At 70.5% G+C, this 24,986-nt stretch carries 23 protein-coding genes and 1 tRNA gene; 11 read left to right on the top strand and 13 right to left on the bottom strand.

Features of this window, described 5'->3' with window-relative positions; all coding sequences use genetic code 11:
- The first annotated feature begins 81 nt into the window (after positions 1 to 81).
- The 3 genes from ACGH7X_RS20435 to ACGH7X_RS20425 all read left to right on the top strand — a co-directional run bounded on the left by ACGH7X_RS20435 (position 82) and on the right by ACGH7X_RS20425 (position 4,151).
- The gene (locus tag ACGH7X_RS20435; protein WP_399886839.1) at positions 82 to 1,377 is read left to right on the top strand and encodes an FG-GAP repeat domain-containing protein; all 1,296 of its coding nucleotides are present in this window, start codon (positions 82 to 84) and stop codon (positions 1,375 to 1,377) included.
- A 119-nt stretch (positions 1,378 to 1,496) separates the two neighbouring features.
- Positions 1,497 to 2,510 (top strand): YIP1 family protein, encoded by a 1,014-nt coding sequence (locus ACGH7X_RS20430; protein ID WP_399886838.1) that lies wholly within the window; start codon positions 1,497 to 1,499, stop codon positions 2,508 to 2,510.
- A gap of 207 nt (positions 2,511 to 2,717) precedes the next feature.
- Positions 2,718 to 4,151 carry a recombinase family protein gene (locus tag ACGH7X_RS20425; RefSeq protein WP_399886837.1) on the top strand — a complete coding sequence of 478 codons (1,434 nt, stop codon included), beginning with the start codon at positions 2,718 to 2,720 and terminating at the stop codon, positions 4,149 to 4,151.
- Positions 4,152 to 5,985: 1,834 nt separating this feature from the next.
- Here ACGH7X_RS20425 and ACGH7X_RS20420 read toward each other — a convergent pair.
- Both ACGH7X_RS20420 and dcd read right to left on the bottom strand, forming a co-directional pair.
- The gene (locus ACGH7X_RS20420; RefSeq protein WP_399886836.1) at positions 5,986 to 6,495 is read right to left on the bottom strand and encodes a phosphoribosyltransferase; all 510 of its coding nucleotides are present in this window, start codon (positions 6,493 to 6,495) and stop codon (positions 5,986 to 5,988) included.
- A 28-nt stretch (positions 6,496 to 6,523) separates the two neighbouring features.
- Positions 6,524 to 7,099, bottom strand: a complete 576-nt coding sequence (dcd, locus tag ACGH7X_RS20415) for a dCTP deaminase (RefSeq protein ID WP_399886835.1) — start codon at positions 7,097 to 7,099, stop codon at positions 6,524 to 6,526.
- Between the two features lie 557 nt (positions 7,100 to 7,656).
- On the opposite strand from dcd, the gene ACGH7X_RS20410 reads away from it, so the two are divergent.
- The 3 genes from ACGH7X_RS20410 to ACGH7X_RS20400 all read left to right on the top strand — a co-directional run bounded on the left by ACGH7X_RS20410 (position 7,657) and on the right by ACGH7X_RS20400 (position 10,035).
- Positions 7,657 to 7,730, top strand: a tRNA-Gly gene (locus ACGH7X_RS20410).
- Positions 7,731 to 8,109: 379 nt separating this feature from the next.
- Positions 8,110 to 8,949, top strand: coding sequence for a DUF899 family protein (locus ACGH7X_RS20405; RefSeq protein ID WP_399886834.1), 840 nt, complete (start codon positions 8,110 to 8,112; stop codon positions 8,947 to 8,949).
- Positions 8,950 to 9,468: 519 nt separating this feature from the next.
- On the top strand, positions 9,469 to 10,035 hold the full coding sequence (locus ACGH7X_RS20400) for a Uma2 family endonuclease (protein ID WP_399886833.1): 567 nt from the start codon (positions 9,469 to 9,471) through the stop codon (positions 10,033 to 10,035).
- 81 nt (positions 10,036 to 10,116) lie between these two features.
- On the opposite strand, the gene ACGH7X_RS20395 is transcribed toward ACGH7X_RS20400, so the two are convergent.
- The 3 genes from ACGH7X_RS20395 to ACGH7X_RS20385 form a co-directional block, all read right to left on the bottom strand.
- On the bottom strand, positions 10,117 to 10,725 hold the full coding sequence (locus ACGH7X_RS20395) for an SRPBCC family protein (protein ID WP_399886832.1): 609 nt from the start codon (positions 10,723 to 10,725) through the stop codon (positions 10,117 to 10,119).
- Between the two features lie 64 nt (positions 10,726 to 10,789).
- Complete coding sequence (locus ACGH7X_RS20390; protein WP_399886831.1) at positions 10,790 to 11,830, bottom strand: medium chain dehydrogenase/reductase family protein; 1,041 nt, start codon at positions 11,828 to 11,830, stop codon at positions 10,790 to 10,792.
- A 201-nt stretch (positions 11,831 to 12,031) separates the two neighbouring features.
- A complete protein-coding gene (locus tag ACGH7X_RS20385; RefSeq protein ID WP_399886830.1) occupies positions 12,032 to 12,691 on the bottom strand; it encodes an SRPBCC family protein in 660 nt (219 codons plus the stop codon).
- Positions 12,692 to 12,844: 153 nt separating this feature from the next.
- On the opposite strand from ACGH7X_RS20385, the gene ACGH7X_RS20380 reads away from it, so the two are divergent.
- Positions 12,845 to 13,522 (top strand): TetR/AcrR family transcriptional regulator, encoded by a 678-nt coding sequence (locus ACGH7X_RS20380; RefSeq protein ID WP_399886829.1) that lies wholly within the window; start codon positions 12,845 to 12,847, stop codon positions 13,520 to 13,522.
- A 1-nt stretch (position 13,523) separates the two neighbouring features.
- Here ACGH7X_RS20380 and ACGH7X_RS20375 read toward each other — a convergent pair whose 3' ends face one another.
- Complete coding sequence (locus tag ACGH7X_RS20375) at positions 13,524 to 14,594, bottom strand: saccharopine dehydrogenase family protein (RefSeq protein WP_399886828.1); 1,071 nt, start codon at positions 14,592 to 14,594, stop codon at positions 13,524 to 13,526.
- A 143-nt stretch (positions 14,595 to 14,737) separates the two neighbouring features.
- Here ACGH7X_RS20375 and ACGH7X_RS20370 point away from each other — a divergent pair, with 143 nt between their 5' ends.
- A complete protein-coding gene (locus ACGH7X_RS20370; RefSeq protein ID WP_399886827.1) occupies positions 14,738 to 15,685 on the top strand; it encodes a helix-turn-helix domain-containing protein in 948 nt (315 codons plus the stop codon).
- A gap of 106 nt (positions 15,686 to 15,791) precedes the next feature.
- On the top strand, positions 15,792 to 16,181 hold the full coding sequence (locus ACGH7X_RS20365; protein WP_399886826.1) for a hypothetical protein: 390 nt from the start codon (positions 15,792 to 15,794) through the stop codon (positions 16,179 to 16,181).
- 67 nt (positions 16,182 to 16,248) lie between these two features.
- Here the strand turns inward: ACGH7X_RS20365 and ACGH7X_RS20360 are convergent, their stop codons facing one another.
- Complete coding sequence (locus ACGH7X_RS20360; protein ID WP_399886825.1) at positions 16,249 to 16,545, bottom strand: hypothetical protein; 297 nt, start codon at positions 16,543 to 16,545, stop codon at positions 16,249 to 16,251.
- Positions 16,546 to 16,572: 27 nt separating this feature from the next.
- On the opposite strand from ACGH7X_RS20360, the gene ACGH7X_RS20355 reads away from it, so the two are divergent.
- Together ACGH7X_RS20355 and ACGH7X_RS20350 are read left to right on the top strand one after the other, a co-directional pair.
- A complete protein-coding gene (locus ACGH7X_RS20355; protein ID WP_399886824.1) occupies positions 16,573 to 17,001 on the top strand; it encodes a MarR family winged helix-turn-helix transcriptional regulator in 429 nt (142 codons plus the stop codon).
- 161 nt (positions 17,002 to 17,162) lie between these two features.
- Positions 17,163 to 17,936: a polysaccharide deacetylase family protein gene (locus tag ACGH7X_RS20350; RefSeq protein WP_399886823.1), complete on the top strand. Its 774-nt coding sequence runs from the start codon at positions 17,163 to 17,165 to the stop codon at positions 17,934 to 17,936.
- A 13-nt stretch (positions 17,937 to 17,949) separates the two neighbouring features.
- Here ACGH7X_RS20350 and ACGH7X_RS20345 read toward each other — a convergent pair whose 3' ends face one another.
- The 6 genes from ACGH7X_RS20345 to kdpF all read right to left on the bottom strand — a co-directional run bounded on the left by ACGH7X_RS20345 (position 17,950) and on the right by kdpF (position 24,947).
- The gene (locus tag ACGH7X_RS20345; RefSeq protein WP_399886822.1) at positions 17,950 to 19,146 is read right to left on the bottom strand and encodes an NAD(P)/FAD-dependent oxidoreductase; all 1,197 of its coding nucleotides are present in this window, start codon (positions 19,144 to 19,146) and stop codon (positions 17,950 to 17,952) included.
- A 178-nt stretch (positions 19,147 to 19,324) separates the two neighbouring features.
- Positions 19,325 to 20,269, bottom strand: a complete 945-nt coding sequence (sigJ, locus tag ACGH7X_RS20340) for an RNA polymerase sigma factor SigJ (RefSeq protein ID WP_399886821.1) — start codon at positions 20,267 to 20,269, stop codon at positions 19,325 to 19,327.
- Between the two features lie 43 nt (positions 20,270 to 20,312).
- Positions 20,313 to 20,984, bottom strand: a complete 672-nt coding sequence (locus ACGH7X_RS20335; RefSeq protein ID WP_399886820.1) for a potassium-transporting ATPase subunit C — start codon at positions 20,982 to 20,984, stop codon at positions 20,313 to 20,315.
- 5 nt (positions 20,985 to 20,989) lie between these two features.
- A complete protein-coding gene (kdpB, locus tag ACGH7X_RS20330; protein WP_399886819.1) occupies positions 20,990 to 23,188 on the bottom strand; it encodes a potassium-transporting ATPase subunit KdpB in 2,199 nt (732 codons plus the stop codon).
- Entirely contained in the window at positions 23,185 to 24,849 is a 1,665-nt protein-coding gene (gene kdpA / locus ACGH7X_RS20325; RefSeq protein ID WP_399886818.1) for a potassium-transporting ATPase subunit KdpA, read from the bottom strand. Before kdpA ends, kdpB begins: the two co-directional genes overlap by 4 nt.
- A gap of 8 nt (positions 24,850 to 24,857) precedes the next feature.
- Positions 24,858 to 24,947: a K(+)-transporting ATPase subunit F gene (gene kdpF, locus ACGH7X_RS20320; RefSeq protein ID WP_037922167.1), complete on the bottom strand. Its 90-nt coding sequence runs from the start codon at positions 24,945 to 24,947 to the stop codon at positions 24,858 to 24,860.
- Positions 24,948 to 24,986: the final 39 nt, after the last annotated feature.

Raw genomic sequence — 24,986 nt, 5'->3', positions numbered from 1 at the left:
GGGGGTGTCGCCGTATGTCGAACACGTGCATCATTACTCGGTCGTTGTCGGTGATACGGGTTGATACGGACGAGGTGAACGGTGCGCCCGAGACACAGCACCCTGACCGGCACAGCCGCCGTCGGCTGCCTGCTGCTGCTCGCCGCCTGCGGCCACGGCCCGGCGCAGGCCACCAAGGACACCGCCCCCACCCCCGTACGCGCCGCCCAGGCCCCCGCCCAGCTCCCCGTCCCGCACGGCAAGGGCAGCGAGGTCGCCGACGACTTCAACGGCGACGGCCACCGCGACCTCGTCCTCGACGACCTGGTCAAGGCGCAGAGCCACGCGGACGACGCCGGCATCGGCATCGTCTACGGCTCCTCCCGCGGACTGGTCCCCGGTGCCCGGCAGTTGCTCACCCCGAAGAAGTTCGCGGCCCCCACCGACGGACAGTTGCCGGCCGTCTTCGAGGCCGAGGCGAGCTGCGACCTCGACGGCGACGGCTTCACCGACCTGGTGGTCACCACCGACCCGCCCTACGACGGCCAGGGCCGGCCTCCGGTCCCCCTCCAGCTCCTCTTCGGCTCCCCGTCGGGACCGGCCGACCGCGCGGTCCCGCTGACCGTCCCCGCCAAGGCCCGCTACGGCAACGACTGGCCCGAGCGTCCGGTGTGCGGCGACTTCGACGGCGACGGCGCCGAGGACCTGGTCGTCCACGCCTCGGCCGGCCGCCTCAGCTATCTGCGCGGCCCCTTCACCCGCAAGGGCGCACCGCACGAGGCCGGCGCGCCCGTCCCCTCCCCCGGCGAGGCGCCGACCGGCCCCGCCGCCGACGTGAACCGCGACGGGTACGACGACCTGGTCGTCCGCACCTCCGCCGGCCCCGGCAAGGCGGCCGTCGTCCTGGGCGGCCCGGACGGCCCGACCCGCACCGGGGTCACGCTCCCCACCGGCATCGACGTCGCCCTCGGCGCCTTCGGCAAGGGCAAGGCGCTGGACGCGGCCGTCGGCACCCTGGACGGCACGGCGATGCGCTACGACCTCCCCACCGCGGCACGCGGCACCCTCGACACCCCCGGCTCGATGCTCGACGCCGCCGACTTCGACGGGGACGGCCGGAACGAACTGGTCTCCAGCGGCTCCGGCGTGCGCGTCTTCCCCGGCCGTACGACGGGCCCCACGACGCGGGGCACGGTCACCGTGACGCCCGAGGCGACGGGGACGACGCGGGTGCTGACGGCCGGGGACTTCGACGGCGACGGCCTGGCGGACCTGGTGGTGCGGACGTACCAGGGCGACACGAAGGACGCGGTCGAGGTCCACCGGGGCGCGGCGAAGGCGCTGGTGTCGGCGGAGGCCGCGGTCACGTTCTCGACGTCGGACTTCCTGACCTCGTAGAGGCTCCGCGGGAGACCCGTGGGGGACCGGCGGACGGACCGGCGGGCAGACCGGCGCGGAGCCCCGCCGGGGAGACGTCAGGGAGACGTCAGGGAGGCCTCGGGGACCACCCGTAAGGGATGTCACAGCTCGGCCGCAAAGGACCCTCCGAATGGCCGGGCCCCGCACGTCACTCTCCGGGACCAGGTACGTTCGAAGGCGTGGCTGGATTCAGGATCGGACGCGGCCGGAACAACGGCGCTCCCAACGCGCGACCGCAACACCCTCCGTACGGACAGCAGGCGCCCCAGGGACCGTCGTACGGCGGTCCCGCGACGCCTCAGCAGCCGTACCCGCAGCAGCCGTACGGAGGTGGTGCCCCCGGTCCCGGCCCCGGCGGATCCCCGTGGCCGCAGGCGCACGGCGGCGGGCACGGTGAACCGGAGTACTTCGGCGACGGCGGCTACGGCCACGGCGGACATCCCCAGCAGGCCCCGTACGACCCGTACGCGGCCAACAACCCGGGCCACACCCAGGCGTTCACGGTCGACGACCCCTACAACCAGGGCGACACCTACCGCGCCGGTTCCGCACCCGCGCCCGGCCCGGTCGGCCCCCGCCTGCACTGGAAGGACCTGCTGAGGGGCATCGTGCTCGCGCCCAACCAGACCTTCCTCCAGATGCGGGACTACGCGATGTGGGCCCCGGCGCTCATCGTGACGTTCCTCTACGGCCTGCTGGCGGTCTTCGGCTTCGACGGCGCCCGCGAGGAGGCGATCAACGCCACCCTCTCGAACGCGATCCCGATCGTCCTGACCACGGCGGTCGCGATGGTGCTGAGCTCCTTCGTCCTGGGCGTGGTCACCCACACCCTGGCCCGCCAGCTGGGCGGCGACGGCGCCTGGCAGCCCACGGTCGGCCTCTCCATGCTGATCATGTCCATCACGGACGCGCCCCGCCTGCTCTTCGCCCTGTTCCTCGGCGGCGACGCGTCCTTCGTCCAGGTCCTCGGCTGGGCCACCTGGGTCGCGGCCGGCGCCCTGCTCACCCTGATGGTCAGCCGCTCCCACGACCTGCCCTGGCCGAAGGCGCTCGGCGCATCCGCGATCCAGCTGATCGCCCTGCTGTCGATCGTGAAGCTGGGCACGTTCTAGCCGACCACAGCGCCTTCAGTGGCCTCAGTGGCAAGGGCCCCCGGCACGACGCCGGGGGCCCTCCCCATTCCACGCACACTCCCCGCCGGTCAGGCGTCGAGCACCTGATCGTCCCTGTGTACGACGGGAGGCAGGAAACTCCGGGCTGACTTGACTTGATGACGGTAGTAGTCTGGCCCTGCTCAGAAGGCAGGGGGAGGGCCGACCTTGGCACGCAAGGTAGGTGTCTACACCCGGATCTCGCGGGACGACGAGGGCGAGTCTCTGGGGGTCGCCAGGCAGCAGCAGGACTGCGAGCGCCTCGCGGATCTCCGGTCGTGGCAGGTCGTGAAGGCCTACGAGGACAACGACGTGTCGGCGTTCAAGCGCAACGTCGTGCGCGACGAGTTCGAGCTGATGCTGAGGGATCTCCGCGCCGGCCTCATCGACGGCATCGTGGCCTACGACCTGGACCGTCTCGCTCGACAGCCGCAGGACCTGGAACGCCTCATCGAGATCTTCGACGAGCGGCCCCGCCTGGAGTTCGCCACCGTCACGAACGACATCAACCTTGCCTCGCCGGACGGCCGCACCATGGCCCGCATCATGGTCGCGTTCGCCAACAAGTCGTCGCACGACGCGTCACGCCGGATCAAGCGCAAGCACCTGGAGTTGGCTCAGCAGGGCAAGGACAGCGGAGGGCCAGCGCCGTACGGCTGGAGCAAGGACGACCGGACCAAGCTCGACCCGAAGGCCGCCGAAGCCATCCGCGAGGCACAACGCGAGGTCCTCGCCGGCGTACGCATCGGCACCATCCGGACCCGGTGGCAGCAACAGGGCCTGGGCAACCCGCGCGCAGGCACCAAGCGCATGGCCCACCATCACGTCGAGCAGCTCCTGACCAACCCGAGGCTGGTCGGCTACCGGACGTACCACGGCGAGATTCTGGTCGGCGAAGACGGCGAACCGATCAAGGGCAACTGGGAACGGATCAACACTCTGGAGGAGTGGGAAGCCGTCTGCGCGGCCGTCGCCGAGCGGAAGCAGAAGCATCCCGGCCGCTCCCTAGCCCGCAAGTACTTGCTCTCAGGCATCGCCCGATGCGGACTGTGCAAGGCGAAGATCCGAGGACAGATCAACAACCGTTGGCAACCAGGATCGAAGGCCACGAGGTACACGTACCAGTGCTCCGTAGTGAACGGCGGATGCGGCAAGGTCGGACGGGTTGGAGAGCCCGTCGACAAGCTGATAGCCCAACTCGCGCTGGAAGAGCAGCGGACGCGAGCAGCAGTCACCGCGGTTCCCGTCGATCAACAATGGTCGCGTGAGGTCGAGTTGCAGGAGATCACGCAGGACATCGCGCAACTCGTGGACGCCGAACGTTCGAAACAGATCACGGTTGCCACGCTCTTGCAGCTCCTGCCGACCAAGGAGCGTCTGCGCGACGAATTGAAACTGGAGCGGGCCCGCTTCTACAAGGAGCGGAAGCAGGCCGAGGCCAAGGGTGAAGCAGCGAACCTCACCGTCGAGGAGTTCTTTGCGCTCCCTGTCGAGCGCCAGCAAGAGATCGTGCTGCACAGCATCTCAGCCGTGATCATTCACCCGGCCGGACGAGGACGCCGGAAGTTCGACCCCAGCCTGATCGAACCCGTCTGGCGGTGACGATCAGGCCCGCCCCTGCAACACGAGGGCACGGCGCACCCACTCCTCGTCACGCTCGGGAGCACGGCGAAGGTGCATCCGCAGCCACTCGTCAGTGCTCATGACCTCAGGGGGCGCCGACGCCGACTGCGGGCACGTTGGGGCGTGCGTGGGGTGCTCCCATCCCGACCATCGTCGCCCCAGGCAGAGCCGGCACCTTCGTGACCGCCGCGCAGGGCTTCCTCAATGACTACGCAGAGCGCTGAGACCAGCGAAAACGCAGGCCCCGAGATCCCCGGCAAGACCCAGAAGCACCGACAGCAGATCCCGCCGGCCCACACTCCAACCGATGTCCGTATTGCGGCATTTCAGCAATGACATCTAGCCTGATCAAGTGAGTGGCCCAGCGCAACTCACTGCTGTGACAAGCCAGTCGGCGATCGATGGAGTACCGGAAAACACGAGATCGAATTTGCGAATAGCCGATCTTAAGCCAGCATGAGCCCCACGGCACAGAGAGAACCCGCCCTCGCCGAACAGGTTTCCTAGGCGTGCACGGCAGGGCGGGTCCAGAACCTTGGAGGTCCATCTTGAGTCTCCCGCGGGTTACCCAGCATCTGTCAACTCGCCCTCAGTCGGTCACCGTGATCACGGTAATTGTCTGCATCCTGTGGGGGGTCGCCCCTCAGGCGCAGGAGTTGGCCACATCTCTGATCGTCCTCAACGCTCTGTGGCTAGCTCGGGCAGCCATGCGTGCGGGCCAGACTTCGGCGCACGGCACGCTCGTACAGCAGCAAGGCACAGCAACCGCAGCAACCGGCATCGTCCAGTGACGCCTTCACGGGATTGATAAGTGGCCGGTATGACCCCCACCGACCGGTCCATATAGAGCTACGGATCAGAAGGCGTACCTTGCCAAGTGGTGAGGTCGTCCGCACGGCAAAGGCCGCGACCCGGGTGCGACAAGGGTCGGCTGCCTCGCCACCACCGCGGGGCCATGCCGGTCTTGTGCCCGCCAAGGCTTCAGTTCAGAGGGGCTCACCTCCGCTTTCGGAGGTGAGCCCCTCTCGCGTCCAGGCCTGACATCAACGAATGTGGCCTCGTCCACCCGGAAGGAGCAGGACGACCGTCGACAGCCCGCCGACCCCTTACCTCGGTGGCATCTCGCAGTTCCGGAGAGCCGATGGGGAGTATCGCAGGCAGCGCTGACCAGGGCTGTCAACGTCGCGATGGAGACCGTCAGACACCGGCTAGGGCCGGCTGAGACCGGCTAGGGCCTGCTAGGACTGGCTAGGGCCTGCTAGGAGGGGCTAAGGCCTCGGGCTATAGTCTGGGCTATAGACCTGCAAAATGTAGCTTCCACTTTGTGGCCTCGGTCACGGAACGAAGCCGCAGGTCACAGGGGCTGGCTCTACGCACAAAGGCCCGACCCTGGTCTTCCCACCAGGATCGGGCCAGTGCATGGAGTCGTTGAGCGGGTCCCGGCCGACTACTACTTGGCCGGGGCCCGCTCTGCTGCCCCTGCCATCGTCCGGCTCACCACCCTACGTCGACGCTCTAACGCGCCAGCTGCTCCACACAGCCTGCGACTGCCGCGATCGCGGTGAGAAGTGCGATCAAGATTTCGGCCTTGGTGCGGCGTCGTCCTGAATCGCGCTGTTGCTCTTCGTGATCATCCGGCTTCCGCAGATCTGCCATGTCCTCTTCCGATCCGGTGATACCAACCCCCCTTACTGGCGGAGTCCTCGGCTCCTGAGGCCGAAGCTTGGGATGGGCCGGAAGTGGACGGCAGAAGCATATCGGTCGGCACTGACAACCTGGCGTCCGCTCAGGTCGGCACCGGCAATCAAGTCTCTTAAAGAGCCTCCTTGTTCACCTTGGCCGCCTCGCCCGACCTATGTACGGGAGGCAAGACACTCCACGGGAAGTTGATCCACTCGTCGGTCCGCTTCCACACGTACTCGCACTGGACGAGGGAGTGGGGCTTCTCATAGATCACCGCGCTGCGGACCTCGGCGACGGTGTCGAGGCAGAAGTCCCGGACCAGCTTGAGCGTCTTGCCGGTGTCGGCGACGTCGTCGGTGATGAGGATCTTCTTGCGGGAGAAGTCGATGACGTTCGGCACGGGCGCGAGCATGACGGGCATGTCGAGCGTGGTCCCGACCCCGGTGTAGAACTCCACGTTCACGAGATGGATGTTCTTGCAGTCGAGCGCGTAAGCCAGCCCGCCCGCCACGAAAACGCCGCCGCGGGCGATGGAGAGCACTATGTCCGGCTCGTACCCGTCGTCGGCGACGGCCTGCGCCAGCTCGCGCACGGCGACGCCGAACTGCTCGTAGGTCAGATTCTCCCGAACATCACTCATGCGTGCGTCCTGCCTGCGTTCTCGCTGCTCATACCTGGGTCCGATGGAAATTGAGGAAGGAGCGCGAGGCCGTCGGCCCGCGCTGCCCCTGGTACCGCGACCCGTACCGCTCGCTGCCGTACGGGTGCTCGGCCGGCGAGGTGAGCCGGAACATGCACAGCTGCCCGATCTTCATCCCCGGCCAGAGCTTGATCGGCAGGGTCGCGAGATTGCTGAGCTCGAGCGTCACGTGCCCGGAGAAGCCCGGGTCGATGAACCCGGCGGTGGAGTGCGTGACGAGCCCGAGCCGCCCGAGCGAGCTCTTCCCTTCGAGCCGCGAGGCGAGATCGTCGGGCAGCGAGACGACCTCGTACGTACTGGCCAGCACGAACTCGCCGGGGTGCAGGATGAACGGCTCGTCCCCGTCCGGCTCCACGAGCCGGGTCAGGTCCACCTGCTCGACGGAGGGGTCGATGTGCGGGTACCGGTGATTCTCGAACACCCGGAAGTAGCGGTCGAGGCGCACGTCGATGCTCGACGGCTGCACCATGGAGTCGTCGAAGGGCTCGATGCGGACCCGTCCGGCGTCGATCTCGGCCCGGATGTCCTTGTCTGAGAGAAGCACGCACCGAGGATACGCAAGGCGCGCGGAGCAGCGACAACCGCCGCCGCGCCGCGCGCCCTGTCCTACTGGGTCTCCCTGCCGGAAGGCCGACCGTTGTGCCGACCCCTGCCGGCGTCGGCCGCCCGCTACCGCTTCTGCAGACCCACCGGCACGGCACTCCGCAGCCGCGCACAGCGCGGACATCGGACGAGCCGACCGGGGCCGAGTCGCTCGGCCTGCTGCATCGGGAACGAGGTGGCGGTGAACACGTGCCCATCGGCACAGCGGACGACGGTGCGCTCCATCAAGTCCTTCAAGTCCCTTCCCCAAGAGGCTCGTCTGGCTTACTACCCTGACGACAAAAGCCACAGTACGGGATGAAAGAGACGACTCTCCAGGCGGCACTCCGCCCGCACGCACACCCTCTCCAAGGCCCCCACCGTACGCCCCGACTCCGAGCCCCCGCAGCCGCGTCCCCGCCCCCGAAACGACCACCGGCCCCACGGTGCGAACACCGGGGACCAGGCATGGGGTAGAGTGAGTGAGCGTCCAGGCACCGACTGCGGTCGGCGTCCCACGCGGGTGTAGTTTAGTGGTAGAACATCAGCTTCCCAAGCTGAGAGTGCGAGTTCGATTCTCGTCACCCGCTCCACTCCGAACCCCCAGGTCATCGGCCCGGGGGTTTCTTGTTGTCTAGTCCAATCGCAGGGTGGCGTGCCCCCGTGTGCCCCAACTGCAGGTTGGCCATGCTCAGATGGGCTCTGGCGCGCTGCTTCCCACCCACCGCTGTCGGGTGGGAAGCAGCTTCCGGGCCGCAGGAAACCTGCCTGTGTCCGCCCCACCTCCACGACCTCGCCGCCCGCCCTCGGCGGGTCGAACATGACAGCCGTCGTCCAGGACAACCGCGACACCGTCGCATGCTCGGCGACAATAGAGACAGGTCGGATCGCGCATCACGGCGGATCCCGACCGGCCAGTCCGTTACTGAGGAGTGCGCCGTAGTCGCAACGAAGCGATTCCAGGAGCCGCTGATGTCCGGGAACCCGAGCAGGGCGCAACCACCGGTCGCCGACCGCGCGACCTTCGAGCAGCAGTTGGAGGGGCTGCGGGCGAGGGAGAAGGCCCACACCCGCGAAGGCGACGCGATCGCCGCAGCGCGCCGCAGGCTCCCGATGGTCGAGGTGGCCGCGGACAGCCCGTTGCTGGGGCCGGACGGCCCCATGACGCTGCTGGACGCGTTCGAAGGGCGACGCCAGATGATCGCCTACTACTTCATGTGGTGGCCCGGCCGGCAGGCCGCTGAGCAGTGCGAGGGCTGTACCTGGGTGATGAGCCACGTGGGCGAGCCGGCCTATCTGCACTCCCGCGACATCACCTTCGCCGTGTTCTGTCAGGGGCGGAACACGGCCTACGGCTTCGGGGATGCACAGACGTCGTACGAGGAGAGCCTGCGCTACCGCGCCTTCATGGGCTGGACGATGCCCTGGTACTCCGCCCAGCCCTCGCTCGAGTCGCTTCTCGTCGGCCGGGAGCCCGGCCTGTTCCACCTCGTGTGCTACCTGCGCGACGGCGACCGCGTCTTCGAGACGTACTGGACCAAACGTCGCGGGGCCGAGGCGGTGGACTACAGCTACGCGCTCATGGACCTCACGGCCTTCGGGCGTCAGGAGGACTGGGAGGACTCCCCGGCAGGCTGGCCACGCCTCGGGCACGCCACGCGAACCCTGGGCGGGGCACCCGACTGGCCCCCGCTGCGGGAGTGGCCGGGTGGACGGCCCACAGCACAGTGGCCCCGCGTCGACGCCGACCGCTCCGACGACCTGGGCACCAACGGCACCGGCCCGGCGACCGAGCCCGATCACCGCCACTGATCGCACGCCGGCGCTCCCGCCCCGATCATTGATCATCTCGGGCCACTACTGTTCACAGGTGATTTGTCGTCACCTGAACGTGTGGGACTGCGGTATCCCTGCCGGTCGGAGGGCTCGGGCATGCTGGGCCAAGGTGAGCGAGCGCAAGCCGTACAGGTCCGACCTGCCCGAATCCAATGCGCCCCTCCCGCATTGGCGATTCCGCCGGCAGTGACGCCTTGGACTGAGTCCTTGCAGGACGGGAGTTGCAACTCACCCGTCACCGGTCCTCCACGGGGGCAGTGCATCGACCGCCCGACCGGGCCCAGGGCAGCTGAAGCTGTATCCGTAGCCGCCATGGGTCCCCGAGGCACATCAGCACAGCGGCACACCCGCGTCGAATGCCCGGCCCACCTGGACCAGGCGGGCACGGCGGGAGTCAGCGCCGGCGGAGTCCCGGGCCAGGCGGTCTGCGAGCTGGAGACAGTACGCTGAGTGCAGCGGGATCGGGCCCGCCGCACAGTGTCCGGGAGGCGTGTCATGACTGCCGAGATGGTCGCCCCGGCGTGGATGCACCAGCAGATCACGGCCCAGGAGTACGAGTCGTGGTCCGAGGAGCAGTGCGCCGGCATCGAGATCGTGGACGGAATGGTCGTCGTGAGCCCCAGCGCCTCCAAGCGGCACAATCGACTGGCCCGACTCCTGGCGAACGCCCTGGACGTCGCAGCCGGCCCCGACTGGAACGCCGACACGGACTTCGACGTCCGGCTTCAGGACGTCCCGCTGACCAACCGTCGCCCCGACGTCATCGTCTACCGTGCGGACACGATCGACATCACGCCCACCCGGCCCGAGCACGTACTGCTCGTGGCCGAGGTGGTGTCGCCGGGCTCGGAGACCACCGACCGGATCGTGAAGGTGGACCAGTACGCCAAGGCCGGGATCGGCTTCTACTGGCGGATCGAGCAAGCCGCGACGGGCACACCGCTGGTGTATACGTACCTGCTCGATCCCGCGACGAGGACGTACCGCGAAGGGGACGTGTTCACCGGCACCCTGAAGATCACCGCCCCCTTCGCAGCGGAGATCGACCTCGGCCAGATCTGAACCGGTCGCAGGGAAGACATCGCCGTACGGAGACCGTCCGCCGTGCTCGCGAGTGCCGGGCCCGGCCCGTGCCGCGTCGGGTCACTCGCCCCGGTGGACGCCGCGGTCGGTCTTCGACTCGGCCGTGTCCTTGAGGCGGTTCACCCAGTCGACGAGGCCGGACTCGAGGGCGGCCTGGTTGCCGGGGACGTCGGCCTCGACGGGGGCGCCCGACCAGGACTCCTCGGTGGTGGTGAGCACGCCGCCCCTGACCTTCCTGAACGTCCACAGGTGGACGCCGTCGATGCCGTTGACGGGCGCGGCCCAGGCGACGCACCGGTTCCGGTCGACCTTGGTGACCGTCGAGGTGACCTGCATGCCCTGGGGTGACCACTCGAAGACCGAGCCCGGGCGCAGGGGGCCCGGCGTCCGCTTCTTCGCCGGCGTGATCTCGGGGATCCAGGTGTCCCAGGCGTCGATGTCGGTGTGCAGGTCCCAGACCTTCCGCACCGGCGCCTTGATCAGCACGCTGGCGCGGGCGACGACGGGCGCGCTCTTGTCGACGGTCACGCCGTGGCACTGCTGGAAGGCGGGAGTGCCGGTACCGGGCCGTGCCTCGTGGGCCGACGCGACGGCCGGTGCGGAGAGCGTCGTCGCCGTGGCGATCGCGGCTGCGGCCATGGTCAGCAGGAGGGTGCGTCGTGCGTTCATCGCGTCGGTCTCTTCCTCGGTGGTGTGTCGACCAGGTGGGGTCGTATCGGCGGGGCGGGCGCCGTCACGTCTCGGGGACGATGACGACCTTGCCCGCGACGGTGCGGGATTCGGCGAGTCGCAGGGCGGCGACGGTGTCGGTCAGGGGGAAGGTGGCGGCGATCTGCGGGACGAGGGTGCCGTCGGCGACCAGGCGCAGGACCTGGGTGAGGTCTTCGGTCAGCCGTCGCTGCCAGGAGGTCTGGCAGCGGCGCTTGCCGGCCCAGAAGTTGTAGAAGTGGGCGCTTTTGCCGTTGGGCAGGGCGTTCCAGGTGTTGAGGCGGGCGAAGAGCTTGAGGACGGGGAGTTGGGAGTTGCCCTCCTCGTCCTTGGTGGCGGCGGTGCCGTAGGAGACGAGGCTGCCGCCGCGGCGCAGCAGTTGCCAGGAGTCCTCGATGGCGGGGCCGCCGACGTGGTCGAAGACCGCGTCCACGCCCTCGGGGGCCAGCTCGCGGATGCGGGCGTACATGTCGGGGTCGCGGTAGTCGACGGGGGTGGCGCCGAGTTCGCGCAGGGTGGCGTGGTGGCGGGGCGAGGCGGTGCCGATGACGGTGACGCCGGCCTGCCGGGCGAGCTGGACGAGGGTGGAGCCGACGCCGCCGTTGGCGCCCAGGACGACGACGGTCTGGCCGGCGCGGACCTTGGCGGTGCGGTGCAGCAGCTGCCAGGCGGTGATGCCGTTGACGATGACCGTCTCGGCGGCGGCCGGGTCGACCCCGTCGGGGACGGGCACCAGGTCGGCGGCGTCGACGAGCAGGTGGCTGGCCCAGGCGCCGGTCTTGGTGACCGCGGCGAACCGGCGCCCGGTCAGCGCGGCGTCGACCTGCTCCCCGGCCGCGGTGACGGTGCCGACCAGGTCGTAGCCGGGCACGAAGGGAAACGGCGGCTGGTCGTAGTACTTGCCCCGGCGCATCTGCTGTTCGGCGAAGCAGACCCCCGTCGCCTCCATCCGCAGGACGACCTGACCCTTGCCCGGGGCCGGCAGCTCGTGGGTCCGCAACTCCAGACCCTCGGGCTCGACCTTGCCCGGCAGGACCACTTCGGTCGCGGAGACGATGCTGCTCATGGCGTACTCCCTCGGGGTTTCAGCTGTGTACTTACGACTGTAAGGCTACAGGCGTCAGATCGGACCCGACAAGGGAATGCGGAGATAAACTTACGGGCGTAAGGCCTCGCACCCCGAGGGGCAGGCTCGCCCAGACCTGACCGGGGGGCCTCGATGGCGAACTCCAGGTCCGGGAACGGCGCGCGGCCGGCCCGGCGCGGGTCAGCAGCCGGTGCGGGCCTCGGCCGCGGCCTTGAGGTCCTTCAGCCAGACCTCCAGGCCCGCGCCGAGCGCCTGCGTCGAGAGGTCGACGTCGGCCTCGGCCTGGTCGCCGGTCCAGGTCTCCTCGGTGCGGACGAGGGTGCCCCCCTTGACCTTGGTGAAGGTCCACACGTGGGTGCCCTCGTCGATGTGGATTCCCTCGCCGGTCGCCGGTCCGCTCCAGCGGACGCAGTGGTCGCGCTGGATCTGCTGGACGGTGGAGGTGACCGTCAGGGTGGTGGCGGGCGTCGCGGGGGTGGCGGGCACCGGGGTGGTCCACCGGAAGGCGGAACCGGGGCGCAGGCGACCGTGGTCGAGCCGGTCGCTGGTGAGTACGGCGTCCTGCCAGGACGGCCACTGCTCCACGTCCGTCTGGGTCTTGAAGACCGCGCTCGGCGGGGCGTCGACGAGGATCTCGGTCCCGTAGCGCACGACGGCGTCGGGGTCGGTGCCCTGGCCGCGGCATTCGACGGCGCCGCCGTGGTGGCCGGCGCCGGTGCGGGCCGGGCCGGAGGCGGCCTGGGCGGGTGCGGCGACGGCCGCGAGGGCACCGCCGGCCGCGGCGAGGGAGAGGGTGACCGCCGCGAGGCGCGTGCCGAGGCGGGAGTGGGTCGTGGACATGGGTCGTTTCCTTCCGTGCGGGAGCGGAGGCCGTGGACGGTGAACAGGAGCGGTACTGCCCCGACCTCGTACTTACGGCTGTAAGGCTACGCATGTAACCCGAGCGCGAGCAAGGACTTACGCCAATAAACTTTTGCGCGTAAGGTTACGAGGATGAAAGAGACCAACGCGACGAGTCAGGACGCACCGAAGCGAACGGCCCGCGTACGCAACCGGCGCGGTGAGGGCGGCCGCCTGCGGGAGGACATCGTCGATGCCGCCGCCGCGCTGCTGGACGAGACCGGCGACGAACGGGCGATCACCCTGCGGTCGGTGGCGCGCAAGGTCGGCATCGCCGCCCCCTCGATCTACCCGCACTTCCCGGACCAGCCGGCCATCATGCTGGCGGTCGTACGACGGGAGTTCGCCGCCCTCGAAGCCCATCTGCGGGCGGCCGTGCAGGAGGCCGGGGAGGACCCGCGGGACCGGCTGTACGCGCTGAGCCGCGCCTACCTCGGCTACGCACAGGACCACCCCGGGCGCTACCGCACGATGTTCGGCGGCCTGTGGATGCCCACCCTGGGCGACAGCTCCCTGACGGAGGAGGAGCTCACCACGCTCGGTGCGACGGCCATGCAGGTCCTCGCCGACGCCCTCGCCGACTGTGTCGCCGCGGGCCAGTCATCGGTCGCCGACCCGCAACTGGACGCCGTCACCCTCTGGGTCTGTCTGCACGGCCTCGCGCACCAGTACTCCGTCACCCGCATCTTCCCCTGGCCCGGGGAGCCGGTGGCCGACGCCATCATCACCAGGGTGGCCAAGCTGAACGCGGGGCCCACGGCCGCCGGGTAGGTCAGGACACCGTCCGCTGCCCGGGCAGGGCGCAGGAGAGGTGCGGGGACAGCGCGCGGAGGAAGTCGGGGGCGTCGAAGATCTCGCCGGCGGAGGCGACGCCGACCGTGCGGGTCCGGCCGGTCAGGATCCGGTCGACCGCCTCCACGACGAGGGGCGCGGTCACGGCGTAGATGTCCCGGCCGCTTGCCAGGGCGCGCCGTTCGGTGCCGCCGGAGCGTACGACGGCGTCGACGAGGAAGGTCTGGTCCGAGCGGCCGTTCTCGTCCGCCACTCTCGGCGCCGGCGTGCCCGGGTCCGAGAGGTCCCGGGCCGCCTCGATCGCCATGTGGGTGCGCACCTCGGGGATGGAAAGGTGGCTGGGGACAGTGACCACGTCGGCCATCGTGAACTCCCCGACGACCTCCCTGGTGCCCGTCGGGGCGGGGAAGGACCAGGCCAGGACCGTCGGCTCGTCGTCGTGGTACCGCAGGCGCCCGCCCGTGTAGCGGACGCGCCGGCCGCCGCGCCGCTCACCGGAGACGGTGCCCGCGGCGCGGGTCCCGGGGGTGGGGTGCCAACTGCTCAGCCCGTAGGCGACGGTCGCCTCGTCGGCCGACGTCCAGTCGCCCATCGCGGCGGTGACCAGCAGGTCGCCGAGGCCGCCGTAGAAGGCCATCGCGGGGACGATCACCGCTCCCGCCGCGCGGGCGCGGTCCCCGAAGCGCGTGAACGTGTCCACGTTGGCCTCGATCTCGGCCGCCACGTCGACGTACGGGATCCCGGCGCGCAGTGCCGCCTCGATCACGGGAGCGGCGGTCGTCGCGAAGGGTCCGGCGCAGTTGACCACGGCGTCGGCACCGTCCACGGCGCGGTCGAGCGAGGTGGGGTCGTCGACCGACGCGGGGCGGACGGCGAGTCCGGGGGCGGATGCCGCCATCGCCCGCAGCTTGCCCGCATCGCGCCCCGAGAGGACGGGGACGAAGCCGCGCTCCCGCAGCCGCGCCACCACGAAGCGTCCGGTGTGTCCGTAGGCGCCGAACACCGTCACCGTCCGGCCCGATGCCGATGCCGCCTCTGATGCCGATCCCATGGGTCCTCCCCCGTCTCGATCGATCCACTTGATGCGCGACCACGTCGTCGTCGTGACGCGCTTGATCCGCTGCGGACCATCCTGACGAGGGCGGGATCCCCACCGTGAGTGTCTGAAACGACGTGCCCCGTACACTTTCGGACATGGGTACCGTCGCGCTGGCCCTCACGGAGGGGATGCTGCACTTCGAACTGTCCATGGCCTACGAGGTGTTCGGCGCCGCTCCGCCCGGGGTGGGAGTCCTCTGGTACGACGTGGAGGTGTGCGGCGCGCACGCCGTGCGGGTCGGCCGGTTCCGGCTGGAGCCCGACCAGGGGCTCGACCGCCTCCGGCACGCCGACACCGTGATCGTCCCCGGCTGGGCGGACACCGACGAGGACCCGCCCGCCGATCTCGTCGACGCGGTGCGCACGGCCCACGAGGCGGGTGCGCGCGTGGCCTCGCTGTGCACGGGCGCGTTCGTGCTCGCCGCCGCCGGTCTGCTGGACGGCAGGCGCGCGACCACGCACTGGGCGCACACCGAGGCCCTGGCCGCCCGCCATCCGCGCGTCGAGGTCGATCCGGACGTGCTCTACGTGGACAACGGCAGTGTGCTCACCTCTGCCGGAAAGGCCGCCGCGATGGACCTGTGCCTGCACCTGGTCCGGCTCGACCACGGCTCGTCCGTCGCCAACGCCGTCGCCCGTCGCCTGGTCGTGCCGCCGCACCGGGCAGGCGGCCAGGCCCAGTTCGTCGCCGCCCCGGTGCCCGCCCGGGACGACCATCCGCTCGCCACGCTGTTCCCCTGGGTGGTCGAACGCCTCGACCACCCGCTCACCGTGGAGGACCTGGCCCGCCGGGCCCGGATGAGCTCACGCAACCTGAGCCGCCACTTCAGGGCGGCGACCGGCACCACCCCGCTGCGGTGGCTGCTGACCCAACGGATCCGCCGCGCCCAGGAGTTGCTGGAGACCACCGACGACGCCGTCGACGCCATCGCGACGGCCACCGGCATGGGCACCGCCACGACGCTGCGCCGCCACTTCAACCGCACGGTCGGCGTGCCCCCCGACACCTACCGCCGCACGTTCCGGTCACGAGAGCGCTCCTGACATTGCCGGAACGCGGCAGAGCTCGCCCGCGTACTGGTGCCGGAAGATGCCCGTCACGCCCGGACGGCCAGATGCTTATGCTTCTGGCCCGGAAGGAGCCGCGCGCATGACTTTCCAACTGAATACGGGCGACTGGTGGCTCGTCGCGTCCGGCGTCACCGTCGTCTACGCGGCCACGATGTACTGGTGCATGCCGACGCCGAAGGCGAAGCTGCGCATGTTTCTCGCCCCGCTGGTCGGCTGGCTGTACCTGGTGCCCAACGCCGCGTTCGAAGGCTATTCCGTCCCACAGACCCTGTACTTCTACAGCAGCGCCCTCATGACGTTCGTCATCATGCTCGCGCCGATCGCCAAGAAGGTCGCCGCCGACATCAAGGAGCAGGAGGAGAAGCCTTGGGACAACGTGCCTGTCAACACGTTCTCCTTGTACTGGATGATCGGGTCGGCCACGGCTTGTATCGCGGGAGTCGCCTACTTCTGGCCGATCCTCGTATAGGGGCCACGTCGTGGGCGGTCCACAGGTGCGACCGGCCGGCGTCGGGCAGGAAGCCGGCGCGCCCGGTTCAGCGGACGTCGAGCGCACCGCGTCCCCGTTTCAGTTCGGCGAACGCCGCTGTCCCGGCGAGGGTGGAGAGGGCCTGGAACAGCCGGGTCGCGTCCTCGCCCCTGGGGACGGAGGAGAGGACGGGCCCGAAGAAGCCGACGCCGTCCACGGTGACGACGGGCGTCCCGGCCTCCTCGCCGACCGCTTCCTGGGCGGTCCGGTGGCCGGCGCGCAGGGCGGCGTCGTGGGCGTCGGTGCGGGCGGCCCCGGCCAGGGACGCGGGGAGCCCCAGTTCGGCGAGGGCCTCGGCGATCACCGCGTCGTAGTCCTGGACGCGTCCCCGATGCTCGTCATCGGCCGGCTCTTCCGGCTCACGGACGCGCTCGACCAGCACCTGCGCCCGCCCTTCCAGGCCGCGGGCCTCGGCAGCGGTGACTTCGACGTGCTCGCGGCGCTCCGGCGTGCGGGCAGGCCGTACGCGCTGTCCGCGGGCGAGCTCAGCCGCACCGTCCTCGTCACGACCGGCGCGATCAGCAAGCGGGTCGACCGGCTCGAGGCCCGCGGCCTGGTGGGCAGGACCGTCGCCGAGGGCGATTCGCGCGGGTGCCTCGTCACCCTCACCGCCGAGGGCGTCGAGCTGACCGGCGAACTCGTCGCCGTCCACCTGGACAACCAGCGCCGGCTGCTCTCCGGACTCGACGCGGACGAGCAGGCGCAGCCGGCCGGCCTGCTCGGGCGACTCGCGTCGACGCTGCCCGACGGCGGCGAATAGGCGCCCCGTCCTGGGCCGTTGCCGTCGACATGTCCGCGAACTCCCCCGGGATTGTCCGTGATCGGTAACGGACGCATCCCATGGCCTTCGTCTCTCGTCCTGCCATGTGGTCCCCAACGTGATCGAGGGCCGGCGAGGAACTACGCGAAGGCGGGGCGGACATGGCGCGGCACGGTGGCGGGCGGGGCTGGTACGGCAAGGTCGTCGGGGCGGCGCTGGGCGTGACGGTGCTCGCAGTCGGCGCCTCGGTGTGGACCGCGCAGGCCGACCCGGCGGGTGGCGCGACGCCGAAGGCGACCGCCTCGGCCACGCCTGGCGGCGACATCAAGCCGGTCGACGTGAGCATCGCGCACGCCTCGGACGCGGGGGCGCGCGGCGTCAACATCACCATCGACGACGGCCCCGACCCCGCGTGGACCCCCCAAGTGCTCGATCTGCTGCGCGAGTACGACGTGAAGGCCACCTTCTGCATGACGGGCACGCAGGCGCAGGCCCACCCGGACCTGGTGAAGGACGTCGTCGCGGCCGGGCACCGGCTGTGCGACCACTCGGTGTCGCACGACACCGCCATGGACAAGAAGTCCGAGGCCTACCAGTCCAAGGAGATCCTCGACGCCGAGCGCATGATCACCAAGGCGTCCGGGGGCGTACGGCCGATGTACTACCGCGCCCCCGGCGGTGCCTTCACCCCCTACAGCCGCAAGCTGGCCGCCTCCCGGGGCATGCGCCCGCTGGGCTGGAACGTGGACACCAAGGACTTCGAGCGGCCGGGCACGGACGCCATCGTCGCCACCGTCCAGCGGGAGCTGCCCAACGGGCCGACCATCCTCTTCCACGACGCGGGAGGCGACCGCACCCAGACCGTCGAAGCCCTGCGTCGCGTCCTGCCGTGGCTCGAGGAGCAGGGGTACGACTTCGGGTTCCCGGTGCGCTGAGCACGGCGGCCGCTCACACCGTCGGGACCGGCTCCGGGGTCCGGGGCGCGACCGGGCGGCGGCGGGTCGGCATGCCGAGGGTCGGGTTGGCGACGCCCCAGGCCGCCGACTTGCAGACGAGTTCCTTGTAGAGGGCGGCGAGCCGTCCGGTCAGGGCCGCGCTCACCGCACGGTCGTCGGCGGTGACGTACTGGATCAGGCCCTGCCTGCGGCCCAGCGAAATGCACTGGTTGAAGTAACGCGGCGACACCTTCGGCAGCTTCTGGCCGGTCAGGCGGGCCGCGATGGCGTCGGCGGCCTGCCAGGCGCTGGGGACGCCCGAGGCGCACGACATCCGCAGGGGCTTGTCGCCGGGGCCCGCCGCCAGGGCCGCGTCGCCCACGGCGTACACGTCCGGGTGGGACACCGAGCGCATGGTCCCGTCGACGACGATCCGGCCCGTGTCGGTGACGTCCAGCGTGGTGGCCCGCGCCATCGGGTGGACGGCGAATCCGGTGGTCCACACCGTGACCTCGGCCGGGACGTGCGTGCCGTCGGCGGTGACGACGTGGTCCTCGGCGACCGTCGTGACGTCGGCGTTCTCGTGCGCCGTGATGCCCAGGGCGCCGAAGACCTTCCGCAGGTGCCGGCGCCCCTTGGGGGAGAGCCAGTCGCCGAGGTCGCCGCGGGCCGTGAGCGCCACGTCGAGGTCCGGGCGGGCCTCGGCGATCTCGGACGCGGCCTCCAGGCCGGTGAGCCCGCCGCCGACCACGACCACGGACCGGCCGGCCTCAAGACCCGCCAGGCGTTCGCGCAGCCGGAGCGCCCCCGAGCGGCCCGCGATCTCGTGGGCGTGTTCCACGGCACCGGGGACGTCCTGGTGGTTCCAGGCACTGCCCAGGGCGTAGACGAGGGTGTCGTACGGCAGTTCCCCGGGGCCGTCCGGGTCGGTGACGGCGACGGTCTTTTGGTCGACGTCGACACCGGTGACCGTCGCGATGCGCAGGTCGACCCCGGTGTCGGCGAACATCTCGTCCAGGGAGCGGGGCGCGAGGTCCTGACCGACCGCGAGCTGGTGCATCCGGACCCGTTCGACGAAGTGGGGCTCGGCGTTGACGAGGGTGATGGCCGCGTCCTCGCGGCGCAGTCGCCTGGCGAGCCGCCCGGCGGCGACGGCTCCGGTGTATCCGGCGCCCAGGACGACGATGCGGTGCTGGGTGGCGTGCTGCATGACGTACTCCCTTGTCTCCGGCCGCTGAGGCTCTCCGGCGGGGCTCTCCAGCGGGACTCGCCCCTTGAACCGGGCAGCCCGCCGATTCCTGACAGGGGCGGGGAGTGACGCGCACCACATTCTGGTCAGAAGACGTCAGGTCACGTCAGGGAGACGCCAGGAAGACGCCAGGGAGACGTCAGAAGGCGTTGAACAGGGGGTCTCCGTGGTCGGTGGCCGCCCACCGCCGCGTGGCACGTTCGAGCTTGTCGGGGTTGACCTGGTTGCGGAAGCCCGCGATCCCCTCGGGGGTGACCTCCAGGCACATGATCCCGATGACCCGGCCGTGCACGACGGCCACCACGGCGGGGTCGCCGTTGGCGGTGGCGGCGTAGATCTCGGCGGGACCGCCGGCCAGGTCGCGCTTGGCCTTGCCGGGCTTGAACAGCCCCCGCAGGAACGTCGCCACGGCGCGGGCGCCCTCGAACGCCTTGGCGCGGGCCGGGACCTTCCCGCCGCCGTCGCCGACCGACACGGCGTCCTGGGTGAGCAGCCGTACGAGCGGCTCGGTGTCGCCGCTGGTGGCCGCCGCGAGGAACTCGTCGACGACCCGCCGGGCCGCCGCCTCGTCGATCTCCGTGCGGGCCCTGCCCTGCGCGACGTGCTTCCTGGCGCGGTGCAGGGTCTGCTGGCTGGCGTCCTCGCTGATGTCGAGGATCGCGGCGATCTCCCGGTGCGCGTACCCGAACGCCTCGCGCAGGACGTACACCGCCCGCTCGCCCGGCGAGAGCCGCTCCAGCAGCGCGAGGACCGCGAAGGAGACCGACTCGCGCTGCTCGGCCGTTTCCGCCGGGCCGAGCATCGGGTCACCGGCGAGCAGCGGCTCGGGCAGCCACTGGCCCACGTAGGTCTCCCGGCGTGCGCGGGCCGAGGTGAGCTGGTTGAGGCACAGGTTGGTGAGGACCTTCGTCAGCCAGGCCTCGGGGACCTCGACGCGCTCGACGTCGGCCGCCTGCCAGCGCAGGTACGTCTCCTGCACGGCGTCCTCGGCCTCGCCCGCGGAGCCGAGCAGGCGGTAGGCGATGGCCTCCAGACGGTGCCTGGAGGCCTCGAACCGCTCCACGTCGCTCACGGTCAGGGCCATGGTCCGGATTGTAACCGGCCTCCCCCAATCCCCCGTGCCCGGCTCAGTGCCCGGCCGCGAGTTCCCCGAGCGCGATGTTCAGCTCGAGGACGTTCACCCGCGGTTCGCCGATGAAGCCGAGGGTGCGGGGCTCCGTGTGCCGGTCGACGAGGGTCTGGACGCGTTCGGCGGGCAGGCCGTTCTTCTCGGCGACCCGGTGGACCTGGAGGTCGGCGTACTCCGGGGAGATGTCCGGGTCCAGGCCGGAGCCGGAGGAGGTGACCGCGTCCGCGGGCACGTCGGCGGGGGCCACCCGGTGGCCGGGCACCGAGTTGTCCTTGACCACGGCGGCCTTGGCGTCCTTCACCCACTGGGCCAACTCCGCGTTGTCGGCGGAGCGGTTGGTGGCACCGGACAGGATCAGGTCGTACTGGGTGTTGACGGTGTTGGTGCCGAGGCCGTTCTGGGGACGGCCCTGGAACCACTTCAGGTCCGGCTCCGGAGTCTCCTGGCCCTCCTTCAGCGGCAGGTTGTACGCCTGGCCGATCAGGGACGAGCCGACGACCCTGCCGCCGTCCGCCTTGGTCTCCGAGCCGTTCGCGTTCCCGGGGAACAGCCCCTGGGCGATGCCGGTGACGACGAGCGGGTAGACGATGCCGGTGACCACGGTCAGCACGAGGAGGGCGCGCAGGCCCGCCCCGAGCAGCCGGGCGGCGTTGGTTACGGAGGTGTTCATGGCGGTCAACCGATTCCGGGGATGGTCGAGACGATCAGGTCGATGAGCTTGATGCCGGCGAACGGGGCGACGAGGCCGCCCAGTCCGTAGACGGCGAGGTTGCGGCGCAGCATCCGGTCGGCGCTCGTCGGCCGGTAGCGCACGCCCTTCAGCGCGAGCGGGACCAGGACGACGATGATCAGCGCGTTGAAGATCACCGCGGACAGGATCGCGGAGTCCGGCGAGGACAGGCCCATGACGTTGAGCCTGTCCAGGCCCGGATAGACGGCCGCGAACAGCGCCGGGACGATCGCGAAGTACTTGGCGACGTCGTTGGCGACGGAGAACGTCGTCAGCGCCCCGCGCGTGATCAGCAACTGCTTGCCGATCTCGACGATCTCGATGAGCTTGGTCGGGTTGGAGTCGAGGTCGACCATGTTGCCGGCCTCCTTGGCGGCCGACGTGCCGGTGTTCATGGCCACGCCGACGTCCGCCTGGGCCAGCGCGGGGGCGTCGTTGGTGCCGTCGCCGGTCATCGCGACCAGCTTGCCGACGGCCTGCTCCCGCTTGATCAGCGCCATCTTGTCCTCGGGCGTGGCCTCCGCGAGGAAGTCGTCCACGCCCGCCTCGTCGGCGATGGCCCTGGCCGTCAGCGGGTTGTCGCCCGTGATCATGACGGTCCTGATGCCCATGCGGCGCAGCTCGGCGAACCGCTCGCGCATGCCCTGCTTGACGACGTCCTTGAGGTGGACGACGCCCAGGACACGCGCGCCGCGCTCGTCCTCGACCGCCACCAGCAGCGGCGTACCGCCCGCCTCCGAGATCCGCCGGACGGCCGCGTCCGCGTCGTCGGCGACCGTGCCGCCCCGCTCCTCGACCCAGGCGAGGACCGAACCCGCCGCGCCCTTGCGCACCTTGCGGCCGTCGGCGTCCACACCCGACATACGGGTCTGGGCGGTGAACGGGATCCACTCGGCGCCCACGAGTTCGCCCGAAGAAGAAAGGGCGCGAAGCGCTTCCTCAGAAGGGCGGTGGTGGGCGACGGGTGGGCGTTCGCGCAGCCCGTACTTCTCCTGGGCGAGGACGACGACCGAGCGGCCCTCGGGTGTCTCGTCGGCGAGCGAGGCGAGCTGGGCGGCGTCGGCGACGTCGACGTCGGTGGTGCCGCCGGCGCCGCCCACCGGCACGAACTCCGCCGCCTGCCGGTTGCCGAGCGTGATGGTGCCGGTCTTGTCCAGCAGCAGCGTGGAGACGTCACCGGCGGCCTCGACCGCGCGGCCCGACATCGCCAGCACGTTGCGCTGCACCAGGCGGTCCATGCCCGCGATGCCGATCGCGGAGAGCAGGGCGCCGATCGTGGTCGGGATCAGGCAGACCAGCAGGGCAACCAGCACGACCATGGTCAGGTGGGTGCCCGCGTAGGCGGCGAACGGCGGGAGGGTGGCGCAGGCCAGCAGGAAGACGACGGTCAGCGAGGCCAGCAGGATGTTCAGCGCGATCTCGTTCGGCGTCTTCTGCCGGGCCGCCCCCTCGACCAGGTTGATCATCCGGTCGATGAAGGTCTCGCCCGGCTTCGTGGTGATCCTGACGACGACGCGGTCGGAGAGCACCTTGGTGCCGCCGGTGACCGCGGACCGGTCGCCGCCGGACTCGCGGATGACGGGCGCGGACTCGCCGGTGATCGCCGACTCGTCGACCGAGGCGACGCCCTCGACGACGTCGCCGTCGCCGGGGATGACGTCCCCGGCCTCGCAGACGACCAGGTCGCCGACCGTGAGTCCGGTACCGGGCACGGTGGTGCCGTCGACCCGACGGGCGACCGTGTCGGACTTGGCCTTGCGCAGCGTGTCGGCCTGGGCCTTGCCGCGGCCCTCCGCGACCGCCTCCGCCAGGTTGGCGAAGAGCACGGTCAGCCAGAGCCAGGCGCTGATCGTCCAGCCGAACCAGTCGCCGGGGTCCTTGAAGGAGAAGACGGTGGTCAGGACGGAGCCGGCGAGGACGACGAACATGACGGGCGACTTGACCATCACCCGCGGGTCGAGCTTGCGCAGCGCGTCGGGCAGCGACCGGACCAGTTGCCCGGGATCGAAGAGGCCCGCTCCCACGCGGCCCTCCTCGGGCTTGTGCCCGGTGGGCGCGTCGTCGTGCGGCGCCCGGGTCGGGGTGGCTGTGGACATCGGGTCCCCTTGGTTCCGCGGGTCGGTCTTGTGCGTGTCGGTGGTCATGCCGCCAGCCCTTCGGCGAGCGGGCCCAGGGCAAGGGCCGGGAAGTAGGTCAGACCGGTGATGATCAGGACGGCGCCCACCAGCAGGCCGGCGAAGAGCGGCTTCTCGGTGCGCAGGGTGCCCGCGGTGGCCGGCACCGGCTGCTGCCCGGCCAGCGAGCCCGCGAGGGCCAGGACGAACACCATCGGCACGAACCGGCCGAGCAGCATGGCGAGTCCGAGGGTGCTGTTGAACCACTGGGTGTCGGCGTTCAGGCCCGCGAAGGCCGAGCCGTTGTTGTTCGAGGCGGAGGTGTAGGCGTACAGGATCTCGGAGAAGCCGTGCGCCCCGCTGTTGGTCATCGAGTGGCCCGGGGTGGGCAGGGCCATCGCCGCGGCGGTGAAGACCAGGACCAGGGCCGGGGTGACGAGGATGTAGCAGGCGGCGAACTTGATCTCGCGGGTGCCGATCTTCTTGCCCAGGTACTCGGGGGTACGGCCGACCATGAGGCCGGCGATGAAGACCGCGATGACCGCCATGACCAGCATGCCGTAGAGGCCGGACCCGACACCGCCGGGCGCGATCTCGCCCAGCATCATGCCGAGCATGGTGATGCCGCCGCCGAGTCCGGTGTAGGAGGAGTGGAAGGAGTCGACGGCGCCGGTCGAGGTCAGGGTGGTGGTCACCGCGAAGATCGACGAGCCGCCGATGCCGAAGCGGACCTCCTTGCCCTCCATCGCCCCGCCGGCCATCTCCAGCGCGGGGCCGTGGTGGGCGAACTCGGTCCACATCATCAGGGCCACGAAAGCGACCCAGATGGTGGCCATGGTGCCGAGGATCGCGTAGCCCTGGCGCACCGATCCGGTCATGACGCCGAAGGTGCGGGTCAGGGCGACCGGGATCAGCAGGATCAGGAAGATCTCGAACAGGTTGGTGAACGGCGTCGGGTTCTCGAAGGGGTGGGCGGAGTTGGCGTTGAAGTAGCCGCCGCCGTTCGTGCCCAGCTCCTTGATGACCTCCTGGGAGGCGACCGCGCCCCCGTTCCACTCCTGGGTGCCGCCCATGAACTGGCCGACCTCGTGGATGCCCGAGAAGTTCTGGATGACCCCGCAGGCCACCAGGATCACCGCGCCGACCAGGGCGATCGGCAGCAGGACGCGGACGACTCCGCGGACCAGGTCGGCCCAGAAGTTGCCGAGTTCACCGGTGCGGGACCGGGCGAGGCCGCGTACGAGGGCGACGGCCACCGCGATGCCGACGGCCGCCGAGACGAAGTTCTGCACGGCCAGCCCGGCGGTCTGCACGACGTGGCCCATGGCCTGCTCGCCGTAGTACGACTGCCAGTTGGTGTTGGCCACGAAGGACGCGGCGGTGTTGAACGCCTGGTCCGGGTCGATGGACGCGAAGCCGAGCGAGCCGGGCAGTACGCCCTGGAGCCGCTGGAGCAGGTAGAGGAAGAGGAGGCCGGCGAGGGAGAAGGCGAGGACGCCGCGCAGGTACGCGGGCCAGCGCATCTCGGTGTCCGGATCGGCGCCGATTCCCCTGTAGATCCACTTCTCCACGCGCCAGTGCCTGTCGGAGGTGTAGACCCTGGCCATGTGGTTGCCGAGGGGGCGGTGGGCGAGACCCAGCGCGGCGACGAGCGCGAGCAGCTGGAGCACGCCGGCGAGGACGGGGCTCATGGGGTGGCTCAGAACCTCTCCGGGTGGATCAGGGCGAGGACGAGGTAACCCAGCAGGGCGACGGCCACGATCAGGCCGACGATGTTCTCCGCGGTCACAGCTTCGTCACCCCCTTGGCGACAAGGGCCACGAGCGCG

This window comes from Streptomyces sp. BBFR51, assembly GCF_044591655.1.
GTDB lineage: Bacteria > Actinomycetota > Actinomycetes > Streptomycetales > Streptomycetaceae > Streptomyces.
This window is presented reverse-complemented; position numbering and strand designations above follow the sequence as displayed.